This window comes from Burkholderia sp. PR2, from assembly GCF_052372875.1.
Classification (GTDB): Bacteria; Pseudomonadota; Gammaproteobacteria; order Burkholderiales; family Burkholderiaceae; genus Burkholderia; species Burkholderia diffusa.
In genome coordinates this window covers 665987-691971 of sequence record NZ_JBQRWH010000004.1, presented here as the reverse complement: position 1 = coordinate 691971, position 25985 = coordinate 665987, and the positions used below count along the sequence as shown (strand labels likewise).

At 68.2% G+C, this 25985-nt stretch carries 19 protein-coding genes; 11 read left to right on the top strand and 8 right to left on the bottom strand.

All coding sequences use genetic code 11. The annotated features are described in order from the left end of the window. Positions 1–236: 236 nt before the first annotated feature. Positions 237–398 (top strand): hypothetical protein, encoded by a 162-nt coding sequence (locus ACT2FV_RS20385; RefSeq protein WP_006476841.1) that lies wholly within the window; start codon positions 237–239, stop codon positions 396–398. Here ACT2FV_RS20385 and ACT2FV_RS20380 read toward each other — a convergent pair. The 3 genes from ACT2FV_RS20380 to hrcA form a co-directional block, all read right to left on the bottom strand. Continuing rightward, on the bottom strand, positions 370–777 hold the full coding sequence (locus ACT2FV_RS20380) for an RNA-binding S4 domain-containing protein (protein WP_059608298.1): 408 nt from the start codon (positions 775–777) through the stop codon (positions 370–372). The two genes, ACT2FV_RS20385 and ACT2FV_RS20380, sit on opposite strands and share 29 nt — an antisense overlap. A gap of 5 nt (positions 778–782) precedes the next feature. Further along, positions 783–1847, bottom strand: a complete 1065-nt coding sequence (gene hemH, locus ACT2FV_RS20375) for a ferrochelatase (RefSeq protein WP_151047890.1) — start codon at positions 1845–1847, stop codon at positions 783–785. 137 nt (positions 1848–1984) lie between these two features. Then, positions 1985–3007: a heat-inducible transcriptional repressor HrcA gene (hrcA, locus tag ACT2FV_RS20370; RefSeq protein WP_011544637.1), complete on the bottom strand. Its 1023-nt coding sequence runs from the start codon at positions 3005–3007 to the stop codon at positions 1985–1987. A 131-nt stretch (positions 3008–3138) separates the two neighbouring features. On the opposite strand from hrcA, the gene ACT2FV_RS20365 reads away from it, so the two are divergent. Together ACT2FV_RS20365 and recN are read left to right on the top strand one after the other, a co-directional pair. After that, positions 3139–4041, top strand: a complete 903-nt coding sequence (locus ACT2FV_RS20365) for an NAD kinase (protein WP_059608296.1) — start codon at positions 3139–3141, stop codon at positions 4039–4041. Between the two features lie 19 nt (positions 4042–4060). Further along, a complete protein-coding gene (gene recN / locus ACT2FV_RS20360; protein WP_444504662.1) occupies positions 4061–5710 on the top strand; it encodes a DNA repair protein RecN in 1650 nt (549 codons plus the stop codon). A gap of 128 nt (positions 5711–5838) precedes the next feature. Here recN and glnE read toward each other — a convergent pair whose 3' ends face one another. After that, positions 5839–8640 carry a bifunctional [glutamate--ammonia ligase]-adenylyl-L-tyrosine phosphorylase/[glutamate--ammonia-ligase] adenylyltransferase gene (glnE, locus tag ACT2FV_RS20355; protein WP_444504661.1) on the bottom strand — a complete coding sequence of 934 codons (2802 nt, stop codon included), beginning with the start codon at positions 8638–8640 and terminating at the stop codon, positions 5839–5841. A 228-nt stretch (positions 8641–8868) separates the two neighbouring features. Here glnE and ACT2FV_RS20350 point away from each other — a divergent pair, with 228 nt between their 5' ends. From ACT2FV_RS20350 to tldD, 3 genes are all read left to right on the top strand, one after another. Then, positions 8869–13068, top strand: coding sequence for a YhdP family protein (locus ACT2FV_RS20350; RefSeq protein ID WP_444504660.1), 4200 nt, complete (start codon positions 8869–8871; stop codon positions 13066–13068). Positions 13069–13119: 51 nt separating this feature from the next. Continuing rightward, positions 13120–13947, top strand: coding sequence for a carbon-nitrogen hydrolase family protein (locus ACT2FV_RS20345; RefSeq protein ID WP_444504659.1), 828 nt, complete (start codon positions 13120–13122; stop codon positions 13945–13947). A gap of 93 nt (positions 13948–14040) precedes the next feature. Continuing rightward, positions 14041–15507, top strand: a complete 1467-nt coding sequence (tldD, locus tag ACT2FV_RS20340) for a metalloprotease TldD (protein ID WP_059451318.1) — start codon at positions 14041–14043, stop codon at positions 15505–15507. 110 nt (positions 15508–15617) lie between these two features. Here tldD and ACT2FV_RS20335 read toward each other — a convergent pair whose 3' ends face one another. Further along, on the bottom strand, positions 15618–15863 hold the full coding sequence (locus tag ACT2FV_RS20335) for a hypothetical protein (RefSeq protein ID WP_162499696.1): 246 nt from the start codon (positions 15861–15863) through the stop codon (positions 15618–15620). Positions 15864–15905: 42 nt separating this feature from the next. On the opposite strand from ACT2FV_RS20335, the gene aroG reads away from it, so the two are divergent. Then, positions 15906–16979: a 3-deoxy-7-phosphoheptulonate synthase AroG gene (gene aroG / locus ACT2FV_RS20330; protein WP_059465445.1), complete on the top strand. Its 1074-nt coding sequence runs from the start codon at positions 15906–15908 to the stop codon at positions 16977–16979. Between the two features lie 87 nt (positions 16980–17066). Here the strand turns inward: aroG and ACT2FV_RS20325 are convergent, their stop codons facing one another. From ACT2FV_RS20325 to ACT2FV_RS20315, 3 genes are all read right to left on the bottom strand, one after another. Continuing rightward, positions 17067–18389, bottom strand: coding sequence for an IS4 family transposase (locus tag ACT2FV_RS20325; RefSeq protein ID WP_444504658.1), 1323 nt, complete (start codon positions 18387–18389; stop codon positions 17067–17069). A 138-nt stretch (positions 18390–18527) separates the two neighbouring features. Continuing rightward, on the bottom strand, positions 18528–19736 hold the full coding sequence (gene hmpA, locus ACT2FV_RS20320) for an NO-inducible flavohemoprotein (protein WP_124624933.1): 1209 nt from the start codon (positions 19734–19736) through the stop codon (positions 18528–18530). 96 nt (positions 19737–19832) lie between these two features. Further along, positions 19833–20384 (bottom strand): cob(I)yrinic acid a,c-diamide adenosyltransferase, encoded by a 552-nt coding sequence (locus ACT2FV_RS20315; protein ID WP_444504657.1) that lies wholly within the window; start codon positions 20382–20384, stop codon positions 19833–19835. Between the two features lie 140 nt (positions 20385–20524). Here ACT2FV_RS20315 and ACT2FV_RS20310 point away from each other — a divergent pair, with 140 nt between their 5' ends. The 4 genes from ACT2FV_RS20310 to glcF all read left to right on the top strand — a co-directional run bounded on the left by ACT2FV_RS20310 (position 20525) and on the right by glcF (position 25939). Next, the gene (locus tag ACT2FV_RS20310) at positions 20525–21934 is read left to right on the top strand and encodes an FAD-binding oxidoreductase (RefSeq protein ID WP_124624927.1); all 1410 of its coding nucleotides are present in this window, start codon (positions 20525–20527) and stop codon (positions 21932–21934) included. A gap of 38 nt (positions 21935–21972) precedes the next feature. Further along, on the top strand, positions 21973–23466 hold the full coding sequence (locus ACT2FV_RS20305; RefSeq protein WP_151050825.1) for an FAD-linked oxidase C-terminal domain-containing protein: 1494 nt from the start codon (positions 21973–21975) through the stop codon (positions 23464–23466). A 150-nt stretch (positions 23467–23616) separates the two neighbouring features. Continuing rightward, positions 23617–24705, top strand: coding sequence for a glycolate oxidase subunit GlcE (gene glcE, locus ACT2FV_RS20300; protein ID WP_124624922.1), 1089 nt, complete (start codon positions 23617–23619; stop codon positions 24703–24705). A 7-nt stretch (positions 24706–24712) separates the two neighbouring features. Then, positions 24713–25939, top strand: coding sequence for a glycolate oxidase subunit GlcF (gene glcF / locus ACT2FV_RS20295; RefSeq protein ID WP_444504656.1), 1227 nt, complete (start codon positions 24713–24715; stop codon positions 25937–25939). The last annotated feature ends 46 nt before the right edge of the window (positions 25940–25985 follow it).

Below are 25985 nucleotides of genomic sequence, written 5' to 3'. Positions count from 1 at the left end.
ATTCGCCGGTATTCGCCAACACTGCGAAACAACCGCGCCGCACCCCGCCCGATTGCGCGCATTTGTCGCCAGATCGGACGAAACGGTCGGTAACAACGCTTACCAGGCAAGTACTAGCTGCGCACAGGGGGCTGCACTACACTCCACTCAAGCGTCGAGAAAGCGCGTTTACCCTAGCTTACCGCCGCCTGACATCCACCTGGCGCTGCATTCACCGTCCCATCGAGGCGAGTACCGTGAAACTGACCTTTGCCATATCGGTGGTCGCGCTGGTACTGATCGCCGGCACCACCACCATCTGTCTGTCCGGAGCCGTGACCGACCGCACGACCGAATACGGAAGCGCGCGGGCGACTTTCGACCAGATGTTCAGCTCCCACCAGAAAATCTGTCGATGATGCGCCGGTCGCGCTTGGTCGGCCGGCCGTGCAGATTCGCCGCCGGCTCACGATACGTGCGGCGCCGCTCCAGTTCGGCGAGCCGCGCGACGCGCCCCGCTTCCGTTTCCTCGTAAAGCGTCTGCGCGATGCTCGCGGGTCCGCGCACGTCGCAAATGCCCAGCACGGCAATGTGCCAGACGACACCGTCGATCGCAATCTCGACCTCGTCGCCGACGCGCACGTCCTTCGCCGGCTTGACGGCCGCGCCGCCGATCTTCACGTGGCCCTTGTCGACCGCGTCGGACGCGAGCGAGCGCGTCTTGAAGAAGCGCGCGGCCCACAGCCATTTGTCGATGCGCAGCTTCGCGCCGGGTTCCGTCGAAATCCTGTAGTTCATCGCGTTCAATTCACCGTTTCGGGCTGTGCGGCCTTCACCGGCCAGCCCCGCAAATTCTCGGCGACAATCTCGCCCACCGCGCCGATCCACGCGGACGCGCCGTTCAGACACGGAATCCGGTGGAAAGCCTGGCCGCCACCCGCGATGAACTCGTCGCGCACCTCCATCCCGATCTCCTCGATCGTCTCCAGACAATCGGCCGTAAAACCGGGGCAGAACACGTCGGCCCGCCGCACGCCGGCCTCGCCGAGTTCGCGCAGTGTCGGCGCGGTGTACGGCTGCAGCCACTCGGCCTTGCCGAAGCGCGACTGGAACGTCACGCGGCACTCGAGCGTCGACAGCCCGAGCGCGGCCATCAGCAGCGCGCCCGTCTGCTGGCACTGGTCATGATAAGGGTCGCCCAGGTCGAGCGTGCGTTTCGGCACCCCGTGAAAACTCAGCACGAGCTTGTCGCCGGCCGCGAAGTCGGGCCGACCGTGCTGCGCCCAGTACTGACGCACCTGCTCGGCAAGCGCGTGGATGTAGGCCGGATGGTCGGCATATTGCCGCACCGTGCGCACTTCCGGCTGGTTGCGCATCCGCGCGAGCGCGGCGAACGCGGCATCGAATGCGGTCGCGGTGGTGGACGCCGAGTACTGCGGATACATCGGCATCAGCAGCACACGCTCGACGCCCGCGCGCTTGAACTGCGCGAGTGCCTGCGCAATGCCTGGGCTGCCATAGCGCATCGCGTAGTCGACCGTCACCTGGTAGCCGTTCGATGCGAGCAGATGGCGCACGCCTTCGGTCTGGCGCTCGGTGTACACGCGCAGCGGCGAGCCCTCGGGCATCCACACTGCCGCATATTTCTTCGCGGACGCGCGACCGCGCAGCGGCAGGATCAGCGTGCGCAGCAGTATCTGCCAGACGACCTGCGGGATTTCGACGACGCGGGGATCCGACAGGAATTCGGCCAGATAGCGCCGCACCGCGCGCGGTGTCGGAGCGTCGGGCGTGCCGAGATTGATCAGCAGCACGCCGATGCGATGGGCGGCCGCAATGCTCGAAGGCGGCTCAAGATCGAAACGCATGGGCAGGAACGTGCTCGAGGCACGCAGTCGGACGGCCCTCAATTATAGCGGGCCGGCTCGCTGGGGTTGGCTGGCCGTTCGGCCGACTGGCAGCGCACGCGGCGTCGCAGCACGATGGCGGAACGGGATCGGTCAGGTTACTGCTGGCTCAGCGTGAGCGACAGCAGCCGCGCGGTGATGTCGACGATCGGGATCACGCGGTTGTACGCCATGCGGGTCGGGCCGATCACGCCGAGCGTGCCGACGATCTGGCCGTTCACCTCGTAGGGCGCGGTCACGACGCTCATTTCCTCGATCGGCACCAGCGTCGATTCGCCGCCGATGAAGATCTGCACGCCCTGGGCGTGGCTCGACACGTCGAGCAATTGCAGGAGGCCCGTCTTTTGGTCGAACACGTCGAACAGCTTGCGCAGCCGCGCCATGTCGGAGGAAAGATCCGCCACTTCGAGCAGGTTGCGCTCGCCGGAAATCAGCACGGTGTCCTCGGTGTCGGGCACCTCGGTACTGGCCGTCACGGCCGCGTGCATCAGCGTGGTCATGTCGCCGCGCAACTGGTCGATCTCGTCGCGCAGGCGGCGGCGCACCTCGTCGAACGACAGGCCGGCGAAATGCGCGTTGATGTAATTGGACGCCTCGGTCAGTTGCGACGGCGAGTAGTCACGCGGCGTCGCGAGCATCCGGTTCTGCACGTCGCCCTCGGGCGTGACGATGATCAGCAGGATGCGCTTGTCCGACAGGCGCATGAACTCGATCTGCTTGAACACGTGGCTGCGCCGCGGCGTCAGCACGACACCCGCGAACTGCGACAGGTTCGACAGCACGCTCGCGGCGGCCGCCACCACTCGCTGCTGCGGCTCACCGGCCTGCAGCGTGTTCTGCACCTGCCGCGCGACGGCCTCGGCGTCGATCGGCGCCTCGACCGTCAGCATCGTGTCGACGAACAGCCGGTAGCCGCGCGGCGTCGGCACGCGGCCGGCCGACGTGTGCGGGCTCGACACGAGGCCGAGCTCCTCCAGGTCGGACATCACGTTGCGGATCGTCGCCGGGCTCAGCTCGAGCCCGGAGTAACGGGACAACGTGCGCGATCCGACTGGCTGACCGTCGGCGATATACCGTTCGATCAGGGTTTTCAGGAGGGTTCGTGCGCGAGGATCTAGCATGGTGGAAAATTTTAGCGCAACCACGCGACCGCGGCGAGTGGCGTCGGCCATTGTTGCGCGGGCCGGCCCGATCCGGCCCCGCCGTCGCACAGCCGGTTCTTTTCGTCAACGAGCTATGGTGTAATGCCGGCATGAAAACCGGTAATCAGTTCAACACTGTCGCGCTCGTCGGCCGGAGCAACACGCCCGGCATCGCCGAGCCGCTCGCCACCCTGGCTGCCAGCCTAGCGAAGCTGGGCTTCGAGGTCGTATTTGAAGGCGATACCGCGCGCGAGTTCGGCATCACCGGCTATCCGGCGCTGACCCCGGCCGAAATCGGGGCGCGTGCGGACGTGGCGGTCGTGCTGGGCGGCGACGGCACGATGCTCGGCATCGGCCGCCAGCTTGCGCCGTACCGGACACCGCTGATCGGGATCAACCACGGGCGGCTCGGCTTCATCACGGACATCGCGGCGGCCGACATGCACGCACGCATCCCCGTGATGCTGGCGGGCAAGTTCGAGCGCGAGGAGCGCTCGCTGCTCGAGGCCCGAATCGTGCGCGACGGCGAACCGATCTACCATGCGCTCGCGTTCAACGACGTCGTCGTGAACCGCAGCGGCTTCTCCGGGATGGTCGAGCTGCGCGCGTCGGTCGACGGCCGGTACATGTACAACCAGCGTTCGGACGGCCTGATCGTCGCCACGCCGACGGGCTCGACCGCGTACGCGCTGTCGTCGGCCGGCCCGATCCTCCATCCGCAGCTCCAGGGCATCGTGCTCGTGCCGATCGCGCCGCACGCGCTGTCGAACCGGCCGATCGTGCTGCCCGACGATTCGAAGATCGCGATCCAGATCGTCGGTGGGCGCGACGTCAACGTGAATTTCGACATGCAGTCGTTCACCGCGCTCGAACTGAACGACACGATCGAGGTGCGCCGCTCGAAGCACACGGTGCCGTTCCTGCACCCGGTCGGCTACAGCTATTTCTCGACGCTGCGCAAGAAGCTGCACTGGAACGAACACGCGTCGAACGAAGACGACAAGGCGTTCTGACTCCCCTGAGCCCGACACCATGCTCCGCCACCTCTCGATTCGCGACTTCGTCATCGTCGCCGCGCTCGATCTCGAATTCGACAGCGGCTTTACCGTCTTTTCCGGCGAAACCGGCGCCGGCAAATCGATCCTGATCGACGCCCTCGCCCTCGCCCTCGGCGAACGCGCCGACGCGAGCGTCGTGCGCGCCGGCTGCGGCCGCGCCGACATCACCGCAGAATTCACGCCGCACGACCGCGTCGCGCACTGGCTCGACGAACACGCGTTCGACACCGAGGACACCGTGATGCTGCGCCGCGTGATCGACGCGAACGGCCGCTCGCGCGCATTCATCAACGGCACCAGCGCGACGCTCGCGCAGCTGCGCGAGCTCGGCGAGATGCTGGTCGACATCCACGGCCAGCACGCGCACCAGTTGCTGATGCGCCCCGATGCGCAGCGCGAGCTGTTCGACACGCACGCGGGGCTCGTCGCCGATGCCGCGAACGTCGCACGCGCGTGGCGCGTCTGGCGCGACGCGACGCAGGCGATCGACGCCGCGAAGGCGCACGAGCGCGAACTGCAGCTCGAACGCGAGAAGCTCGCCTGGCAGCTCGCCGAGCTCGACAAGCTCGCACCGCAACCGGGCGAATGGGACGAAGTCGGCAGCGAGCACAAGCGCCTGTCGCATTCGGCGAATCTGATCGCCGGCGTGCAGGGTGCGCTCAACGCGCTGTCCGAGGCCGACGACGCGATGCTCCCGCAACTCGGCGCGATCGTGTCGAAACTGCGCAGCCTGGCCGACTACGACACGGGGCTCGGCGACGCGCTCGCATCGCTCGAACCGGCCGAGATCCAGTTGCAGGAAGCCGTCTATTCGCTGTCGCACTACGCGCAGCGCCTCGATCTCGACCCGGCCCGGCTCGCGCAGGTCGAAGCGCGCCTCGACGCGCTGCACTCGACCGCCCGCAAGTTCCGGCTGCCGCCCGACACGCTGCACGAGGAACATGCGGCACGCCGCGCGCAGCTCGCCGCGCTCGACGCAGCCGCCGATCTCGGCGCGCTCGAAGCCGCGCAGGCCAAGGCATGGGAAGCCTATCTCACTGACGCGAAACGCCTGTCGAAGGCGCGCGCGCAGGCCGCGAAGGCGCTCGGCATGGCCGTCACGGCCGGCATGCAGGAACTGTCGATGGCGGGCGGCAGCTTCGAAGTCGCGCTCGTGCCGCTCGCCGATGGTGGCGCGCACGGGCTCGAGCAGGTCGAATTCCGGGTCGCCGGACACCCCGGCGTGCCGCTGCGGCCGCTCGCGAAAGTCGCATCGGGCGGCGAACTCGCACGGATCAGCCTTGCGCTCGCGGTGATCGCGAGTGCCGCCAGCCCGACGCCGACGCTGATCTTCGACGAAGTCGACACGGGCATCGGCGGCGGCGTCGCCGAGGTGGTCGGCCGCCTGCTGCATCAGCTCGGGCGTGACCGCCAGGTACTGTGCGTGACCCACCTGCCGCAGGTCGCCGCGCGCGGCGACCATCACTTCCAGGTCGCGAAGGGTGCCGACGACCGCGGTGGCACCGTCTCGTCGGTCGTCCCGCTCGACAAGGCGAGCCGGGTCGAGGAAGTCGCCCGGATGCTCGGTGGGCTCGAGATCACCGCGACGACGCGCAAGCACGCGAAGGAAATGCTCGCGGCCTGACGCAGGCACCCGCTCCCCGAATGAAAAGAGACCGGCGCATGCGTCGGTCTCTTTTCATCGGCAGCAGCGGCCGCCCGATCGCGCCCGCCCTGCTCCGGTGATTCGAACGCTCGACTCGAACGCCCGAATCAAACACTCGTTTCAATCGCGCCGAACACCCGCTCCCACAGCGCCGTCACGGCCGCCCGCTCGTCGGCCACCAGCGCCGGATCGACCCGCGCCTTTTCCATCCCGTCGAGCCGCAGCTTGTGTTGCAGCTTCCGGTACTTGCGGTACGCGGCGCCGACGCGCTCGGCTTCGTCCTCGCCCATCAGCCCGAATCGGGCGACCTCGCGCAGCAGTGCGATGTTGCCGGTATTGCGGATCAGCTCGGCATCACTCGACGCATGCAGCAGCACCCAGTACTGGACGATGAACTCGATGTCGACCATCCCGCCGCGATCGTGCTTCAGGTCGAACAGCTCGGTCTGGTTCGGGTGGCCGGCGAACACCTTGCCGCGCATGTCGACGATCTCCTTCGCAAGCACCGCCCCGTCGCGCGGCGTCGTCAGCACCTGCTGGCGGATCGCCTCGAAGTCGGCGCCGATCTGCGTGTCGCCCGCGCTGTAGCGGGCACGCGTCAGCGCCTGGTGCTCCCACACCCACGCGGTGTTCGCCGCGTCGCCCTCGCGCAGCTGGTAGCGGCGGAACGCGTCGAGATCGGTCACGAGCAGTCCGGCCTCGCCGTTCGGCCGCAGCCGCAGGTCGATGTCGAACAGCGCGCCGGCGCCGGTCGCGGTCGTGAGCCACGTGATCAGCCGTCGCGTGAACGTCGTGTAGACGTCCGCCGAGCGCTCGTCGGGGTCGTCGTACAGGAAGATCAGGTCGAGATCCGATGCGTAGCCGAGCTCCTTGCCGCCGAGCTTGCCGTACGCGATCACCGCGAACTTCGGCACGTCACGGTGGCGCTTCGCGAGCTGCGACCAGACAACCTCGATCGTCACGTCGAGCACGGCGTCGGCGAGCTCCGAGAGGCGATCGCTCACGTGCTCGACCGACAGCTGGCCCGCCAGATCGATCAGCAGGATGCGGAACACCTCCGCGTGCTGCGCATGCCGCAGCAGGTCCATCTGCTGCTCGGGGCCGTCGGCGGCCGCGAGGCGCGCACGCAATGCGTCCTTGAACGCGGGCCAGTCGAACGGGCTTGCGATCGCTTCGTCGTCGAGCAGTTCGTCGAGCAGTTGTGGATGGCGGATCAGGTAGCCGCCGCCCCAGCGCGTCGCGCCCAGAACCGACAGCACGCGATCGAGCGCGGCGGGATACTCGGTCAGCAGCGCGAGATAGACGCCGCGCCGGCTGACCGTCTCGAGCAGGTCGAACAGCCGCACGATGGTGTCGTCGCGGCGCGCAGCGTCGATCCGCGGCGCAGCCTCGAGCGCGCGCTGCGCGACGCTGTCGAAGCGTTGCCGGCTCTTTTCCGGCAGGCCCGCGTAGCGCGACGACTGCCAGATCGCGCGCAGCCGAGCGAGCACGGTCGCCGGATCGGTGAAGCCCAGCCCGTCGAGGCGCGCGCGCAGCGCGTCGTCTTCGCCGTCGTCGGCGAGCGCCCCGCTCCAGATCCACGACGCGGTGGTGTCCTCGCCCGCCGCGCATGGGCCGCCGCTCACCTTGTCGGCAAAGATCTGGTCGAACTGCGCCTCGACGAAGGTGCGGTAGCCGTCGAGCACCGTCATCAGCGCCGCGTAGTCGGCAAAGCCGAGCGACGCGGCCAACGCCGCGCGCTCGGCCGGATCGACCGGCATCGCGTGCGTCTGCGCGTCGTCGCGGTACTGCAGCCGGTGCTCGAGCGTGCGCAGGAAGTTGTAGGCGTCGGTCAGGCGCTCGCGCACGTCCTCGCCGATCAGCCCGCGCGCCTGCGCATGGCGCAGCACCGCGAGCGTCGGCCGTACGCGGAATTCCGCATCCTGGCCGCCGCGGATCAACTGGAACACCTGCGCGCTGAATTCGATCTCGCGGATCCCGCCGCGCCCGAGCTTGATGTCGTCGGCCTTGTCGGGCCGCATCGACGCGCGGCGCGCGGCTTCCTGGCGAATCTGCTGGTGCAGCGAACGGATCGCACCGATCACGCCGAAGTCGAGATAGCGGCGGTACACGAACGGCTTGACGATCGATTCGAGCTGCGACGCGAGCCGCTGCGCCGCGTCGCTGTCGCCTTCCGACACGAGCCGCCCCTTGATCCACGCGTAGCGCTCCCATTCGCGCCCCTGCACGTAGAAATATTCCTCGAGCATCCCGAGGCTGCACACGAGCGGCCCCGAATCGCCGTTCGGGCGCAGCCGCATGTCGACGCGAAACACGTAGCCGTCGGCCGTGACTTCGGACAGCACGCCGATCAGGCGCCGGCCGAGCCGCGTGAAGTATTCCTGGGTGGACAGCGGCGAGCGCGTGCCGCCCGCCGTCTCGCCGTCGTCCTCGTAGACGAAGATCAGGTCGATGTCGGACGACACGTTCAGCTCGCGGCCGCCGAGCTTGCCCATCCCGACCACGCCCAGCACGACGCGCTGGCCGTCGGCGCCGCGCGGCTCGCCGTACATCGCCTCGAGTTCGGCCGACAGCAGCGTGAGCGAGCGCTGCACGGCCACCTCGGCGAGATCGGTCATCGCGCCCGTCACCTCGGCGACGTCCGCGACGCCGCGCAGGTCGCGTTCCGCGACCGCGCCGAACACCTCGACACGCAACTGCCGCAGCGCGCGCTTCAGTTGCTCGTCGCCCGGCGCGGCCGCGCCGGCCGGCGATGCGAGCAGTTCGGTCAGGCGCGCGTCGAGCTGCGCACGGGCGAGCGGTGCGGCGGCCCACGCGGCGATCTGGTCGGACAGCGCGGGACGCGCGGCGGCCGCGCGGGCGATATAGCGGGAGTAGGACTGGCTGATCAGGGCGGAAGCGTCGGTCATCGAAAAGCGGGCCTGGCGGTCGGGCCCGCCGCCGCGGGAGAGCGCTTGCGCGCCCCGCTGCCGACAGGCCCCGTGGACTCGGCGCGGTGTCGCGACGCGGATGCGCCGCCGCGAAAACCGCGCGCCGGAAAGCCCGTGCCGTGCTGCCGCAACGGCCGCCGGCACGAACCCCTGTGATACATTTCAACGTCAGTCTGCAAAACTACCATATCGCCGCCCTTCCGCCGCATGTCCGACCGTCAGGAATCCGCCTTAGCTGAGCCCGAAGCGGGACCTCCGAAGCACGATCATCCAGTCCTGCGTCACGTGTTCAGGGTGACGCTGGCAGTCGGGATCGGCACGTACTTCGTCGCGGCCGGCGCGTTCCTCGGGCTGCGCTACGTGGTGCTGCCGCGCATCGACGAATTTCGCCCGCGCATCGAGCGCGCGGTGTCCGACAAGCTCCACGCGCAGCTCTCGATCGGCAAACTGTCCCCCCACTGGTCCGGCATGCAGCCGGGTGTCGAAGTCGCCAACCTCACCATTCGCGGCCGTGACGGCCAGATCGCGCTGTCGGTCCCGCACGCGACGGCCGCGCTGTCGTGGTTGTCGCTGCTGCGGCTGTCGCCCGCGCTGTCGAGCCTGATCGTCGACCATCCGGACCTCGTCGTCGCGCGCGCGGCCGACGGCTCGCTGAGCATCGCGGGCGTCGGCGTCGCGACCACCCATGGCGGCAACGACACGTTCGGCACCTGGCTGTTGAAGCAGGAAGCGATCGTGCTGCGCAACGGCACGCTGCGCTGGCGCGACGCGCAGCACGATGCGCCGGAGCTCGCGCTGTCCGGCATCCGCCTCGCGGTGCTCAACGACGGCCGCGAGCACAAGGCCGCGCTTCAGGCGCCCGCGAACGGCACCCTGCTGCTCGGCCCGCTCGATTTCCGCGCGCGCTTCCGGCACAAGCCGCTCGCGCCGATCGGCAAGCCGACGAACTGGACCGGCGACGCGTATCTGTCGACCGGCCCCGTCGACCTGCAGACGCTCGGCCGCTATCTCGACATACCGCTCACGATCCACGCGGGCCGCATCGACAACGCAATCTGGGCGACCTTCCAGAACGGCCACCTGCGCTCCGCCGGCGGCGACCTGCAGGGCGCCGACGTCGTGCTGCGCGTGCGGCCGACCCAGCCGCGCCTCGACGTGCCGACGGTCGGCTTCGGCTGGGACATGGCGCTGGACGCCGGCCGCGACTACACGCTGCACCTGACGCGCTTCAACGCGGAGCTCGGGCAGCCGCCGCTGCCGGACGGCACGCCGCTCGCCCGCTCGCTCGCGCTGTCGACGCTGACCGCCCGCTACCGCGTGCCGGCCGCCGACCAGGGGCAGCTCCTGAGCGTCGTCGGCGACCGCGTCGATCTCGGCATCCTCAGCGAGTTCATCCGCGGGCTGCCGCTGCCGGCGCAGCTGCGCAACGAACTGATCAAGCTCGACCCGCGCGGGATGGTGTCGAATTACCACATCGAGGTCGAACGCGCGAAGCCGGCGCGGGCCGAGCTCGCCGACGAAGAGCGTCGCACCGGCGCCGCACCGATCGTGCGCTACCGCTTCCTCGGCGACCTGCAGGGCATCAGCTTCGCCGCGCAGGAGCCGCCCCCCGGCCTCTCGCCGCGTGGCCATCCGCGCGCCGGCTGGCCGGGCGTCGAGAACCTGTGGGGCCGCGTCGACGCGAACGAGACGGGCGGCGCTGCGCACTTCGACACGGTCAACGCTGCGGTCACGGTGCCCGGCGAATTCGACGAGCCGCGCCTGACCTTCGACCGGCTGCGCGGCAACGCGAAATGGGTGATCACGCCGGCGCCGGGCGAGAAGCACGCGCGCGTCGACGTGACGTTGCCGGACCTGTTCGTCGCGAACCCCGATGCGGAAATCGCGGTGTCGGGCTCGTACACGAACCCCGGCCACGGCCGCGGCTCGCTCGACCTGCGCGCGGATTTCGCGCGCGCGTCGGTGGCGCGCATTCCGCGCTACCTGCCGACCGGGATGTCCGAGCACCTGCGCAACTATCTTGGCCATGCGCTGCAGGACGGCCAGGTGTCCAAGGGCGCGTCGATCGTCGCCCGCGGCCCGCTCGAGAAATTCCCGTTCGAACACGAGCCGGATGCCGGCGTGTTCCATATCGTCGCGCCGTTCACCGGCGGCCGCTTCGAGCCGACGCCGTACCCGCCGCGCAAGCTCGCGAACGGCACGCCGAGCGTCTGGCCCGCACTCGACGGGATCGACGGCGTGTTCGAGCTCGCGCAGAACAAGCTGCGTTTCGACATCGCGCGCGCGCACTACAAGCGCGTCGCGCTGACGAAGGTCGCCGGCCGGATCGACGATCTCGGCAACCCGTCGACGTCGCCGCTCGTCATCGACGGCCATGCGCAAGGCCCGCTCGCGGACCTGATCGACTACGCGGACAACAGCTCGCTCGGCGCGATGAGCGGGCACATCGGCCAGCGGATCGATGCGCAGGGGCCGGCGGCGCTCGCGCTCAAGATCACGATTCCGCAGCACGTTCCGCATCCGCATACCCACGTCGAAGGCGCACTCGCGTTCGGCGGCAACACGCTGTCGACTGACGGCGTGCCGCCGCTGTCCGCGCTGCGCGGCAGCGTGCGCTTCTCCGAGACTGGCGCATCGCTGCACGACCTGTCGGGGCGCTTCCTCGGCGGCCCCGTGCGCGCGAACGGCAACTTCCAGTCGCACGGCCCGTACGCGGTGGACGTCGACGGCAAGCTCGCGCTCGACGCCGCGCGCGGGATGAACCTGCGCGGCACGGCTGCGGCGCTGCTCGAGCACGTGGTCGGCGACGCACCGTACCAGCTCGCCGTGCGCGGTGCGCCGGGCCGCCTGCCGGAGGTCACCGCGCGTTCCGACCTGACGGGCGTCGCGTTGAACTTCCCTGCGCCGTTCGCGAAACCGGCCGGCACGCCGATGCCGTTCCGCTTCACGCTGCAGCCGGCCGCCGAGGCGGGCGGCAAGCGCCTCGAGCATGCCGACCTGACGCTCGGCCCCGTGTCCGCGACCTACCTGCTCGACGCAACACCCGGCCAGCCGCTGCGCGCGGTGCGCGGCGCGATGGGCATCCACCGGATGCCCGACCTGCCGCAGGACGGCGTGAGCGCCGCCGTCGACGTCGACGAACTCGACGCCGACGCCTGGCTCGCACTGGCCCGCACGCTGCAGCACGACGCGCCGCGCGCGCCGGAACCGCAAGCCGCGCCGCGCATCGACGTCGCGAGCTTCACGCCGAAGCGCTTCGCGCTCCACTTCGGCACGCTGAAGCTGCTCAAGCGCAACTGGGAAAACGTGATCATCGGCGCGTCGCACATCGACGAGTTGTGGCAGGCGAACATCGCGTCGAACCAGGTCTCGGGCTACCTGTCGTGGGCGCCAGGCGGCGGCCACAACGGCGCGGGCGTGCTGAACGCGAGGCTCGCGAAGCTCGTGATTCCGCAGAGTGCGCAGCACGACCTCGTCGGCCGCGCGATGAACCTGCCGACGCCGACCGACCGGCCGATGCCGTCGGTCGACCTGATCGTCGACCAGGTCGTTGCACGCGATCACGACATCGGCCGGCTCGTCGTCAATGCGCGCAACATCGAGGAAGACGGCGCGCCGGTGTGGCAGCTCGACAAGCTCGAGCTGGCGAACCCGGCCGCAAAGCTGACGGCGACCGGCAACTGGCGCACGTCGCGCCGCGCGCTGGCCCGCGGCGTCGACGAAAACGATGCACCGCGCCGCAGCGTGTTCGATTTCAAGCTCGACGTCGGCAACGCGGGCGCGCTGCTCGACCTCGTCGGCCTGCCGCGCACGCTGGCGGACGGTCACGGCACGGTGACCGGCAAGGTCGGCTGGCGCGGCGGCCCGACCGCGGTCGATCTGCCGTCGCTCGGCGGCCAGATCGCGCTCGACCTGGAGCACGGCCAGATCCTGAAGGTCGATCCGGGCGCCGCGAAACTGCTCGGCGTGCTGAGCCTGCAGAGTCTCGCGCGCTTCCTGACGCTGAATTTCCGCGACGTGATCGGCAAGGGACTGCCGTTCGACAAGATCACGGGCACCAGCCGGATCTCGAACGGGATCGCACGCACCGACGACTTTTCGATGACGACTGCGCCGGCGAACGTGACCGTGCGCGGCGCGGTCGACCTTGGCACCGAGACGCAGGACCTGCACGCGCACGTCGCGCCGAAGATCGGCGCCGGCACGGCCGCGATCGCGGCCGCGATCATCAATCCGCTGCTCGGCGTCGGCGTGCTGGCGGCGAACTACGCGCTGTCTGAGACGCTGTCGCACGCGTTCGCGCTCGACTACGCGATCACCGGCTCGTGGGCGCATCCGCACATCGAGCGGGTGCGAGGCGATCAGGGTAAGATGAATCACGGTCCGGCCGATGCGGCGAGCCACTGACGCGCGCAGGGTGCCGGGCCGCACCCCATTTATGACGCAACCGATCCAGCGATGACCGATCACGCCCGTTCCGCCACGCCCTTTCGGGTCGCCGCGCTGCAGATGGTGAGCACGCCGGACGTCGCACGCAATCTCGCCGAAGCCGGACGCCTGATCGCGGAAGCGGCCAGCGATGGCGCGCAGCTCGTGCTGCTGCCCGAGTATTTCTGCTTCATGGGCCATCGCGACACCGACAAGCTCGCGCTCGCCGAACCCTACCGCGACGGTCCGATTCAGCGCTTCCTCGCGGAGGCCGCGCATCGTCACGGCATCTGGGTGATCGGCGGCACGCTACCGCTGAAGGCGCCCGAACCCGATCGCGTGCTGAACACGACGCTCGTGTTCGACCCGACCGGCAACGAAGCGGCCCGCTACGACAAGATCCACCTGTTCAACTTCGAGAAAGGCGACGAATCGTTCGACGAGGCGCGCACGATCCGCGCGGGCGACACGGTCGTCACGTTCGACGCGCCGTTCGGGCGGGTCGGCCTGTCGGTCTGTTACGATCTGCGCTTTCCGGAGCTGTACCGCAGGATGGGCGACTGCGCGCTGATCGTCGTGCCGTCGGCGTTTACGTATACGACGGGCCGCGCGCACTGGGAAATGCTGCTGCGCGCGCGGGCCGTCGAGAACCAGTGCTACGTGCTCGCGGCCGCGCAAGGCGGCAAGCACGAGAACGGCCGGCGCACCTGGGGCCACAGCATGCTGATCGACCCGTGGGGCGAAATCGTCGCGGTCCGCGACGAAGGCGCGAGCGTCGTGACCGGCGCGCTCGATCCGCAGCGCATCGTCGACGTGCGCCAGAGCCTGCCCGCGTGGCGGCATCGCGTGCTGGCCTGAACCGCTGATCCGCCCTGGCGCTTGAAACGCCGCCCGGCCAACCCATCTGCCCAGAACGCACCCGACAACTTTTTGAGAACCCTCGATACCCGCATGAACATCATCGAACCCGGCATCCGCAATCTTGCGCTGGCGAAGGACATCCTCCTCACGCCGTACGGCCTCGACGAGAGCCTGCTCACGCGCACGATCGCCGACATCTTCACGCATCGCGTCGACTACGCGGACCTGTACTTCCAGGCGACCCGCAGCGAAGCGTGGAGCCTCGAGGAAGGCATCGTGAAGTCGGGCAGCTTCAGCATCGACCAGGGCGTCGGCGTGCGCGCGGTCGCGGGCGACCGCACCGCGTTCGCCTACTCGGACGACCTGTCTCCGGAAGCCATCGCCCAGGCGGCCGCGGCCACCAAGGCGATCGCGGCGGCCGGCGGCGGCCGCCAGAAGATCAAGGCGGCGACGTCGCTGAAGGGCATCTCGGGCCGCGACCTGTATCTGCCGTCCGATCCGCTCGCGTCGCTCGACGCGACGGCCAAGGTCAAGCTGCTCGAGCGCATCGAGCAGATGGCGCGCGGTCGCGACCCGCGCGTCACGCAGGTGATGGCGGGGCTCGCCGGCGAATACGATGTTGTGCTGGTCGCGCGCAGCGACGGCGCGCTCGCCGCCGACATCCGGCCGCTCGTGCGCGTGTCGGTCACGGTGATCGCCGAACAGAACGGCCGCCGCGAAATCGGCTCCGGCGGCGGCGGTGGCCGCTTCGACTACGGCTACTTCACCGACGAAGTGCTGTCGCGCTACGTCGACGACGCCGTGCACGCGGCGCTCGTGAACCTCGACGCGCGCCCTGCCCCGGCCGGCGCGATGACGGTCGTGCTCGGGCCGGGCTGGCCGGGCGTGCTGCTGCACGAGGCGATCGGCCACGGCCTCGAGGGCGACTTCAACCGCAAGGGTTCGTCGGCGTTCGCCGGCCGGATCGGCGAGCAGGTCGCCGCGAAGGGCGTGACGGTGGTCGACGACGGCACGCTGCCGAATCGCCGCGGCTCGCTGAACATCGACGACGAAGGCAACCCGACGCAGTGCACGACGCTGATCGAGGACGGCATCCTGAAGGGCTACATCCAGGACACGCTGAACGCGCGCCTGATGAAGATGCCCGTCACCGGCAACGCGCGGCGCGAGTCGTATGCGGCATTGCCGATGCCGCGCATGACCAATACGTACATGCTGAACGGCGACAAGGATCCGCAGGAAATCATCGCATCCGTGAAGAACGGCTTGTACGCGGTGAACTTCGGCGGCGGCCAGGTCGACATCACGAACGGCAAGTTCGTGTTCTCGGCGTCCGAGGCGTACATGATCGAGAACGGCAAGATCACCTACCCGGTGAAGGGCGCGACGCTGATCGGCAGCGGCCCGGAATCGCTGAAGTACGTGAGCATGATCGGCAACGACATGTCGCTCGACTCGGGCGTCGGCGTGTGCGGCAAGGAAGGCCAGAGCGTGCCGGTCGGCGTCGGCCAGCCGACCCTGCGGATCGACAAGATGACGGTCGGCGGTACGGCATAACCGCATCGCGGCGCAGACAATCCGCGCATTTTGCCGAAAACGCGCGGATTGTCCGCATTTTCGCGCATGCCCGGTTGCCAGCGGCCTGGCGCCGGGGTATAAATTCCGAATCAACTTTTTTGACGAACCGAATCTCCGTCATGTCCGCCAAGTTTTATTTTTACTTTTTTTGGCATCTCAGACCGCTGGCGGATCGAGAGGGTTGATGGCGCGTAAAGCGCAACCGAAATTCCCGAAAAAACCGCCGGCGAACCCGGCGGTTTTTTTTCGCCCTTCGCCACCCGGTCCCCGCCGCAGCGGATCCCGCGGTTCCGACCGGAATCACTGAATTGCTTGAATTGATGAATCTGCCGCACGCGCACTGACCGAACGGCGCCCGCAAAATTAGGAGAAACAGCATGCCCCCGCACAACACCGATGATGTCCGCATTCGCGAACTCAAGGAACTGACGCCGCCCGCCCACCTGATCCGCGAATTCGCGTGCTCCGAAGCCGCGTCCGAGCTGATCTACAACTCGCGCCAGTCGATGCACCGCATCCTGCACGGGATGGACGACCGGCTGATCGTCGTGATCGGGCCGTGTTCGATCCACGATACGAAGGCGGCGATCGAATACGCGGGGCGGCTCGTGAAGGAGCGCGAGCGCTTCAAGGGCGAGCTGGAAATCGTGATGCGCGTGTACTTCGAGAAGCCGCGCACGACGGTCGGCTGGAAGGGGCTCATCAACGATCCGCACCTCGACAACAGCTTCAAGATCAACGAAGGGCTGCGCACCGCGCGCGAACTGCTGCTGCAGATCAACGAGATGGGGCTGCCGGCCGCGACCGAATACCTCGACATGATCAGCCCGCAGTACATCGCCGACCTGATCTCGTGGGGCGCGATCGGCGCGCGCACGACCGAGTCGCAGGTGCACCGCGAGCTCGCGTCGGGGCTGTCGTGCCCGGTCGGTTTCAAGAACGGCACCGACGGCAATGTGAAGATCGCGGTCGACGCAATCAAGGCCGCATCGCAGCCGCACCATTTCCTGTCGGTGACCAAGGGCGGCCACTCGGCGATCGTGTCGACGGCCGGCAACGAGGACTGCCACGTGATCCTGCGCGGCGGCAAGACGCCGAACTACGACGCGGACAGCGTGAACGCCGCGTGCGCGGACATCGGCAAGGCGGGCCTCGCCGCGCGCCTGATGATCGACGCGAGCCACGCGAACAGCTCGAAGAAGCACGAGAACCAGATCCCCGTATGCGCGGACATCGGCCGCCAGGTTGCGGCCGGCGACGAGCGCATCGTCGGCGTGATGATCGAGTCGCACCTCGTCGAGGGGCGTCAGGACTTGAAGGAAGGTTGCCCGCTGACCTACGGCCAGAGCATCACCGACGCGTGCATCGCGTGGGACGACAGCGTGAAGGTGCTCGAAGGCCTCGCGGAATCGGTGAAGGCGCGGCGCGTCGCGCGCGGCAGCGGCAACTGATCGCCGGCAGGCCCGAGGCGGCGCGTGCCACCCGCGGCCTGCAGCCTGCGCCGCAAGAAGAAAGCCCGGCTCGCGCCGTAATGCCGTTCAGTTAAGGTTCTTTCTGAGGAACCGGACAGCGTAACGAGTAGGACGGGACTTGACGGCCCGATCGCATTTGCGATCGGGGCGTTTTACGTTGATGAGCAACTTGAGGTGCTCGCGAAGTCGCTTGAGGACGGCGGGCAACTTGGCGAAGGCAGGCGTTCGCGCAGCCCACATCATCTCGTGCTGGATCAGATGGAACGAGCGAACGAAGCTCAGTTCGGTCGGCTCGCACTTGGCTTCGAAGGCGGCGCAGGCCATTTCTCGACGAATCAGGTTGTAGGCGATCAATGCGCCCCAGATCTCTTGATAGATGCCCTCGACGGTTCGGCTGCGTAGCGTCAGTTCGCTACCCAGCATGGACTGCTTCAGTTCACGGTAGCTGGTTTCGATCTGCCAGCGCCGCTCGTAGCAAGCCACCAGATCGGCCAACTTGAAGCGGCGCCGATCGGTCAAGGACGTCAGCAGTACTCGCTGCCGCCCCTGTGCATCCTGAATGCGCACCGCACGTGCCGTCCACCACTCCGGCAGATCGGGGCATTTCTGCCGAGCCTGAGGCGAGACGCGCATGCGCACTAGTGCATCGTCCGGTTTGCCGGACAGCACCTCCCAACGCGTATTGGACTTTGCCGGAATGAGGAAGTGGCGATTGCGTTCGCCCGAGCTCAGGCCGCACAGGATCTCGGCTGCCAGGAAGCCTTTGTCGAAGACCGTGAGCGAATGGTCGGGAATCTGCGCCAGCAGATCCTTGGCGTAGATCATCTCGTTGGTGTCGTAGCGGCCAAACGCGATGTTCGCCACGAGATGCGTCGGGATCGAGGTCAGCGTGACAGCCCGCACTTGTGGGTAGCTCGCCACCTTGCCGCTCGCGTAGCGTTGGGCCCCAAAATGTTCCCGATTCGCGGCACTATCCGGCGTGCGTAGCGTGGTGCCATCCATGGCCCATAGGCTGAGGCCTTTGAAGCCATGACGAACAGCGTCCTGCTTGCACCATGCCTGCGCGGTTTGCTCGAACAGCCAAGCTATCGGGGCTTGGCCCAAGCGTTGCCGGGCTTGGGTAACGGCGCTCTTGCTGACGAAGGTGGCCTCGTTGGGCAACACTAGCTCAAGGCTGTCCACCACTTCACTGATCGACCAATGACGATAGATCGCCAGCGCAATCACCAGCCAGACCACCTGTTCGGCGGGCAACCGACGGCGACGGATGCTCGCCGTGTCGGTCGCTTCGACGGCTTGCTCGATCCATGCATGCGGTAGATGCTCCGCCAACCGGCTCAGGTCGGTTGGTCCGGCATCCAGCATGAAGGTCAGGTGGTCGGTCAGCATCGCGCCAAAAGTTAACATCTCAGCGCAGCGTTTACAACCATTCCTTCCCCAAAACAAAAATGCCGTTCAGTCGCTTAACTGAACGGCATTACGGCTCGCGCCGGGCTTTTTTGTTGGCAAGCAGCCGCCGTCAGGCGCTCACTCGAGCGCGCCCGAACCGAAGATCTCGGTATTGATGCGCTCCGGCGCGACGCCGAGCGCGACCAGCGCGTCGCGCTGCGCCTTCATGAACGCGATCGGGCCGCAGACGTAGTAGTCGGCATCCGGCACCAGCGCGTATTGCTTCACGCGTTCCGGCGTCAAGCGCCCCTCGAGGTCGTGATCGACGCCGACCCGGTCGTTCGGGCCGACCAGCTCGTACAGCACCGTGCGCTTCACGTTCGCGTGTTCGCGCACCGTATCGTTCAGCCAGTCGCGGAACGCATGCACCGCGCCCGACCGGCATGCGTGGACGAACCGCACCTCGCGCGTGCTGCCTTCGCCGACCAGCGTCGATGCCATCGACACCATCGGCGTCAGGCCGACGCCGCCGGAGATCAGCACGACCGGCGTATCGACGCCGCGCTTCAGCGAGAATTCACCCATCGGCGCGGTCACTTCGACGATCGCTCCCTCCTCAACGCCGTCATGCATCAGCGTCGATACCTTGCCGGGCGGGATCGCTTCCGGCTGGCCGGCCTCGCGCTTCACCGAGATGCGCAGCCACTTGCCGTGCGGTGCGTCGGACAGGCTGTACTGGCGCGGCTGGTCGACGCCGAGGTCGCCGACGAAACGCTTCACCGTGACGTACTGGCCCGGCGCGAAGGTCGGCGCCTCGCCGCCGTCGGCAGGCGTCAGGTAGAACGACGTGATCTCGTCGCTTTCACGCACCTTGCGGGCGACCTTGAACGGACGGAAGCCGCTCCACGCGGCGCCCGCGTACAGGTCGGCCTCGGCGCCGATCAGGATCTGCGCGAGCTGGCCGTACGCGACACGCCATGCCTCGAGCGTCTCCGCGTCGACCGCGTCGCCGAGCACTTCAACGATCGACGCGAGCAGGTTCTCGCCGACGATCGGGTAATGCTCGGGACGGATGTTCAGGCTCGCGTGCTTGTGCGCTATGTGCGACACCGCCCCGCCGAGCGCGCCGAGGTTGTCGATGTTCGCCGCATACGCATAGACCGCCTTCGCGAGCGTTTCCGGCTGGCTGCCGGTCTTCTGGTGCGTCTGGTTGAACAGGTTCTTCAGTTCCGGATGGCGCGCGAACATGCGCTGGTAGAAGTGCTTCGTGATCGTCGCACCGTGCACGGCGAGGACAGGGGCAGTGGCCTTCACACGAGCCATCTGGTCAGCGGTGATGTGGGTCATGTTCGATTTCTCCGTTAAACATGCACATACGATACATCTTTAAAAATCGACGCCCCTCGGGCAAATTGTCGCAGCGCGCAAAAACGCGACAGGGCGTCAGCGGACGCGTCCGCGCTCCCACAGCACGTCCGAGCCGCCACCCGCGCGGTTCAGCACGCGCGCCAGCACGAACAGCAGGTCCGACAGCCGGTTCACGTAACGCCGCGGCGCATCATTGAGCGTGTCGTTCCGCCCGAGCGCGACGATCGAGCGCTCCGCGCGGCGGCACACCGTCCGGCATACGTGCGCGAGCGACGCCGCGCGCGAGCCGGCCGGCAGGATGAATTCCTTCAGCGGCGGCAGCGTCGCGTTGTAGTCGGCGAGCCACCGGTCGAGGCGCGCGAGGTGCGTGTCGTCGAGTACCGTGTGGCCGGGAATGCACAGCTCGCCGCCGAGATCGAACAGGTCATGCTGGATCGTGATGAGCGCGGTGCGCACGTCGTCCGGCAGCGGCTCGGCAAGCAGCACGCCGAGGTTCGAGTTCAGTTCGTCGACGTCGCCGATCGCGGCGATCCGCGCGTCGTCCTTGCCGATGCGCCGTCCGTCGCCGAGACCCGTGGTGCCGTCGTCGCCCGTGCGCGTCGCGATCTTGCTCAAGCGGTTGCCCATGCGAATCTCCTCTCGTGCGCGGCCGCAATGCGGCCCGGTTGCCTAGGAACGCGATTATCGCAGCCCGCGGCGGCGGGCGCAGCGGGCGTTACAGCGTAGAATGGGCCGAAAGTTTGACAAGCAGTCGTCAGGAGACATTCGTGAATCACCCTGCCCCGCCGGCCACCGCGCGCCGCCCGCTGCCCTCCGCCATGCTCGATGCGCTGCGCGCCGCCTTCGGCGAGCGCGTCTCGACCGCCGACGCCGTCCGCGCCCATCACGGCCGCGACGAATCGCCGTTCGATCCGCAACTGCCCGATGCCGTCGTATTCGCCCACAACGCCGATGAAGTTCGCGAAGTGGTCTCGCTGTGCGCGCTCTACGGCGTACCGCTGATCCCGTACGGCGCCGGCTCGTCGCTCGAAGGCCACCTCCTCGCCGTGCGCGGCGGCGTCTCGCTCGACCTGTCGGAAATGAACCGGGTGCTGTCGATCAACGCGGAAGACCTGACCGTCACGGTCGAGCCGGGCATCACGCGCAAGGCGCTCAACGAAGCGCTGCGCGACACCGGCCTGTTCTTCCCGATCGATCCGGGCGCCGACGCCAGCATCGGCGGCATGACCGCGACCCGCGCATCGGGCACCAACGCCGTGCGCTATGGAACCATGCGCGAGAACGTGCTCGGCCTGACCGCCGTGCTCGCCGACGGCCGTGTCGTGAAGACGGGCTCGCGCGCGCGCAAGTCGTCGGCCGGCTACGACCTCACGCGCCTGTTCGTCGGCTCCGAAGGCACGCTCGGCGTGATCACCGAGATCACGCTACGCCTGCATCCGCTGCCCGAAGCCGTGTCGGCCGCGATCTGCACGTTCCCGTCGATGGGCGACGCGGTGCGCACCGTGATCGAGACGATCCAGATCGGCGTGCCGATCGCACGCGTCGAGTTCGTCGACGCGCTCGCGGTACGCTCGATCAACCGCCACTCGAACCTGACGCTCGCCGAAGCGCCGACGCTGTTCTTCGAATTCCACGGCACCGAAGCCGGCGTGAAGGAGCAGGCCGAGCTCGTACAGACGCTCGCGGGCCAGAACAATGGCCAGGGCTTCGAATGGGCGACCCGCCCCGAGGATCGCACGCGGCTCTGGGCCGCGCGCCACAACGCGTATTTTGCGATGCTGCAGCTCAAACCCGGCTGCCGCGCGGTGACGACCGACGTGTGCGTGCCGATCTCGCAACTCGCCGCGTGCGTCGAGGAAACCGAAGTCGACCTGCGCGCATCGTCGCTGCCCTGCCCGATCGTCGGCCACGTCGGCGACGGCAATTTCCACGTCGCGATCCTGATCGATCCCGACAAGCCCGAGGAAATCGACGAAGCCGAACGCATCAACGACCGGATCGTCGAACGCGCGCTGCGCCTCGGCGGCACCTGCACCGGCGAGCACGGCGTCGGCCTGCACAAGATGCGCTTCCTGCCGAAGGAGCACGGCGACAACGCGATCGACGCGATGCGCGCGATCAAGCTCGCGCTCGATCCGCGCAACCTGATGAATCCCGGCAAGATCTTCACGTGCTGACACGGCGGCGCGCTGCCGCGCCGCCCGCTGGAGACCCCATGAACGCTTCCGTCGAACTGTCGAGCGCAACCCGCGCGCAACGCCAGCGCGAAGTCGTGCAGGCGCTGATGGCCGTGCTGCCGACGCATTGCCTGCTGTTCCGCGACGAAGATACGGCGCCGTACGAATGCGACGGCCTGTCCGCGTACCGCCGGCTGCCGCTCGCGGTCGCGCTACCCGAAACCGAATCGCAGGTGCAGCGGATCGTGCAGATCTGCCGCCGCATGGAAGTGCCGATCGTGCCGCGCGGCGCGGGCACGAGCCTGTCCGGCGGCGCGCTGCCGATCGTCAACGGCGTCGTGCTGTCGCTCGCGCGCTTCACGCGCATCGTCGAGGTCGACCCGTACGCGCGCACCGCCACCGTGCAGCCCGGCGTGCGCAACCTCGCGATTTCGGAAGCGGCCGCGCCGTACGGGCTGTACTACGCACCCGATCCTTCGTCGCAGATCGCCTGCACGATCGGCGGCAACGTGGCGGAGAATTCCGGCGGCGTCCACTGCCTGAAATACGGGCTGACGGTGCACAACGTGATGCGCGTGCGCGCGGTCACGATCGACGGCGAGATCGTCGAATTCGGCTCGCTCGGCCTCGACACGCCGGGCCTCGACCTGCTCGCGGTGATGATCGGCAGCGAAGGGATGTTCGCGATCGTCACCGAGGTCACGGTGAAGCTGATCCCGAAACCGCAGACCGCGCAGCTCGTGATGGCGAGCTTCGACGATGTCGTGAAGGGCGGCGAGGCGGTCGCCGCGATCATCGCGTCGGGCATCATCCCGGCCGGGCTGGAGATGATGGACAAGCCGGCCACGCAGGCCGTCGAGGCGTTCACGCACGCGGGTTACGACCTCGACGCGAAGGCGATCCTGCTGTGCGAATCGGACGGCACGCCCGAGGAAGTCGCGGAGGAAATCGTCCGCATGACGGCCGTGCTGCGCGAGCATGGCGCGACGCGAATCCAGGTGTCGCGCAACGAAAGCGAGCGGCTGCGTTTCTGGTCCGGCCGCAAGAACGCGTTTCCTGCCGCGGGACGCATTTCCGCCGACTATTACTGCATGGACGGCACCGTGCCGCGCCGTGCGATCGGCCCCTTGCTCGCGCGCATCGAGCAACTCGAAACGCGCTACGGGCTGCGCTGCATCAACGTGTTCCATGCTGGCGACGGCAACATGCATCCGCTGATCCTCTACAACGCGAACGATCCGGACGAGCTGCACCGCGCCGAGCAGTTCGGCGCGGAAATCCTCGAATGCTGCGTGGAATTCGGCGGCAGCGTGACGGGCGAGCACGGCGTCGGCATCGAAAAGCTCAATTCGATGTGCGTACAGTTCTCGCCGCAGGAGCGCGATGCGTTCTTCGCGGTCAAGCGCGCATTCGATCCGGCCGGGCTGCTCAACCCCGACAAGGGCATCCCGACCCGCGCGCGTTGCGCCGAGTACGGCCGCCAGCACGTCCGTGGGGGGCTGCTGCCGCACCCCGACCTGCCGCGCTTCTGAGCGCCGCGCAGTCACGCAGTCGCGCGGCCCGTGCCGGCCGTGCGCGTGGCGGCTGCATGCCTTCGTCATACGGGGCTTAGGGATAGTCGCGATGTGGATTCGCGCCACCCCGGTACAATCGACCGGACAACAACGAGGCAGCAACAGAACATGGAAGAGGACGACATCGTCGCCGGATGGGCCGAGCGCATCCGTGCCGCCAGTGCCGACGGCCGGCCGCTGCGGATTCGCGGCGGCGGCACCAAGGACTGGTACGGCCAGGCGCTGGACGGCGAAATACTCGACACGCGCTCGTTTCAGGGCATCGTGTCGTACGATCCGGCCGAGCTCGTCGTCACGGTCCGCGCGGGCACGCCGCTCGCGCAGCTTGAAACCGTCCTCGCCGAGTGCGGCCAGATGCTGCCGTTCGAGCCGCCGCATTTCGGCCGCGCGGCCACCGTCGGCGGCTGCATCGCGGCGGGCCTCGCGGGCCCGCGCCGCGCGACCTGCGGCGCGCCACGCGATTTCGTGCTCGGCGTCACGCTGATGAACGGGCGCGGCGAAGTGCTGCGCTTCGGCGGGCAGGTCGTGAAGAACGTCGCCGGCTACGACGTGTCGCGGCTGATGGCCGGCTCGCTCGGCACGCTCGGGCTGATGCTCGACCTGTCGATCAAGGTGCTGCCGGTGCCGGTCGCCGAAGTCACGCTGAAGTTCGAGGTGACCGCGACCGACGCGGTGCGCAAGCTCAACGAATGGGGCGGCCATCCGCTGCCGGTCAGCGCGAGCGCTTGGCGCAACGGCACGCTGGTGCTGCGGCTGTCGGGCGCCGAGGCCGCCGTGAAATCGGCGAAGACGCTGCTCGGCGGCGAAGTCGTCGACGCGGTCGAGGCCGAGCGATTCTGGGCCGGCCTGCGCGAGCACACCGATCCGTTCTTCAACGGCATTCCGCCCGGCTATGCGCTGTGGCGCCTCGCGCTGCCGTCGATCACCGAACCGATGCACCTGCCCGGTACCCAGTTGATGGAATGGGGCGGTGCGCAGCGCTGGTGGATCACCGATGCCGACGCGCAGACGGTGCGCATGAGCGCGAAGCAGGCCGGCGGCCATGCGACGCTGTTCCGCGCGGGCGATTCCTACGACCGCAGCGCGGGCGTGTTCACGCCGCTGCCCGCGCCGCTGATGAAGATTCACCGCGGGCTGAAGACGGCGTTCGATCCCGCGCGCATCTTCAACCGCGGCCGGCTCTACCCCGACCTCTGAGGGCTCGATGCAAACGAACCTCGCCGATTTCATCCGCAATACGCCCGACGGCGACGAGGCCGACGCGATCCTGCGCAAGTGCGTGCATTGCGGCTTCTGCACCGCGACGTGCCCGACCTATCAGCTGCTCGGCGACGAACTCGATGGCCCGCGCGGCCGCATCTACCTGATCAAGCAGATGGTCGAAGGCGCGCCCGTCACGCGCAGCACGCAGCAGCACCTCGACCGCTGCCTCACCTGCCGCAGCTGCGAGACGACCTGCCCGTCGGGTGTCCAGTACGGCCGGCTCGTCGAGATCGGCCGCAAGCACGTCGAAGCGCAAGTGCAGCGCCCCGTGCAGCAGCGGCTCGTGCGTCGCTTGCTCGCGAGCCTCGTGCCGAACGCGACGCTGTTCTCGCCGATCATGCGGCTCGGCCAGCACGTGCGGCCCCTCTTGCCGAAACGGCTGCGCGACAAGGTGCCGCCGCGCACGCGACTGCTCGAATGGCCGCAGCGCACGCATCCGCGCAAGATGCTGATGCTCGCCGGCTGCGTGCAGCCGTCGATGCTGCCGAACATCAACATCGCGACCGCGCGCGTGCTCGACGCGCTCGGTGTCGAGACGATCGTCGCGCCCGACGCGGGCTGCTGCGGCGCGATCCGCCTGCACCTGAACTATCACGACGAAGCGCTCGACGACGCGCGCCGCAACATCGACGCGTGGTGGCCGTACGTCGCGCAAGGCGCCGAGGCGATCGTGATGAATGCATCGGGCTGCGGCGCGACGGTGCTCGATTACGCGCACCTGCTGCGCGACGATCCGGCCTATGCGGAGAAGGCGCAGCACATCGTCGCGCTGACGCGCGACATCTCCGACGTGCTGCTCGCGTTCGAGGCCGAGATCTCGACGCTCGCGCGACGCCGCGCGATCCATACCGTCGCGTATCACCCGCCGTGCACGTTGCAGCACGGCCAGCAGTCGCGCGGCAAGGTCGAGCGCCTGCTCGAGACGCTCGGCATCGACGTACGGCTGCCGGCCGACAGCCATCTGTGCTGCGGGTCGGCCGGCACCTATTCGCTGACGCAGCCGTCGCTGTCGTACCGGCTGCGCAAGCAGAAGCTGCAGAAGCTGCAGGCGCTCGAGCCGCAGATGATCGTGTCCGGCAACGTCGGCTGCATCGCGCACCTGCAAAGCGGCACGCAGATTCCCGTCGCGCACTGGATCCAGCTCGTCGAGCATCTGCTGTACGGCTAGCGCGGCGCCTGCGGCGGCGTCCGTATAATGGGTGATTCGAAGCGGC

Excerpts from the sequence above, each read along its gene's own strand:
- hrcA (WP_011544637.1), bottom strand. The coding sequence starts at position 3,007 with ATGCTAGATCCTCGCGCACGAACCCTCCTGAAAACCCTGATCGAACGG.
- ACT2FV_RS20380 (WP_059608298.1), bottom strand. The coding sequence starts at position 777 with ATGAACTACAGGATTTCGACGGAACCCGGCGCGAAGCTGCGCATCGAC.
- hmpA (WP_124624933.1), bottom strand. The coding sequence starts at position 19,736 with ATGACCCACATCACCGCTGACCAGATGGCTCGTGTGAAGGCCACTGCC.
- recN (WP_444504662.1), top strand. The coding sequence starts at position 4,061 with ATGCTCCGCCACCTCTCGATTCGCGACTTCGTCATCGTCGCCGCGCTC.
- ACT2FV_RS20365 (WP_059608296.1), top strand. The coding sequence starts at position 3,139 with ATGAAAACCGGTAATCAGTTCAACACTGTCGCGCTCGTCGGCCGGAGC.
- ACT2FV_RS20305 (WP_151050825.1), top strand. The coding sequence starts at position 21,973 with ATGAACGCTTCCGTCGAACTGTCGAGCGCAACCCGCGCGCAACGCCAG.
- aroG (WP_059465445.1), top strand. The coding sequence starts at position 15,906 with ATGCCCCCGCACAACACCGATGATGTCCGCATTCGCGAACTCAAGGAA.
- ACT2FV_RS20350 (WP_444504660.1), top strand. The coding sequence starts at position 8,869 with ATGTCCGACCGTCAGGAATCCGCCTTAGCTGAGCCCGAAGCGGGACCT.
- tldD (WP_059451318.1), top strand. The coding sequence starts at position 14,041 with ATGAACATCATCGAACCCGGCATCCGCAATCTTGCGCTGGCGAAGGAC.
- glnE (WP_444504661.1), bottom strand. The coding sequence starts at position 8,640 with ATGACCGACGCTTCCGCCCTGATCAGCCAGTCCTACTCCCGCTATATC.
- ACT2FV_RS20315 (WP_444504657.1), bottom strand. The coding sequence starts at position 20,384 with ATGGGCAACCGCTTGAGCAAGATCGCGACGCGCACGGGCGACGACGGC.
- glcF (WP_444504656.1), top strand. The coding sequence starts at position 24,713 with ATGCAAACGAACCTCGCCGATTTCATCCGCAATACGCCCGACGGCGAC.
- hemH (WP_151047890.1), bottom strand. The coding sequence starts at position 1,847 with ATGCGTTTCGATCTTGAGCCGCCTTCGAGCATTGCGGCCGCCCATCGC.
- glcE (WP_124624922.1), top strand. The coding sequence starts at position 23,617 with ATGGAAGAGGACGACATCGTCGCCGGATGGGCCGAGCGCATCCGTGCC.
- ACT2FV_RS20345 (WP_444504659.1), top strand. The coding sequence starts at position 13,120 with ATGACCGATCACGCCCGTTCCGCCACGCCCTTTCGGGTCGCCGCGCTG.
- ACT2FV_RS20325 (WP_444504658.1), bottom strand. The coding sequence starts at position 18,389 with ATGCTGACCGACCACCTGACCTTCATGCTGGATGCCGGACCAACCGAC.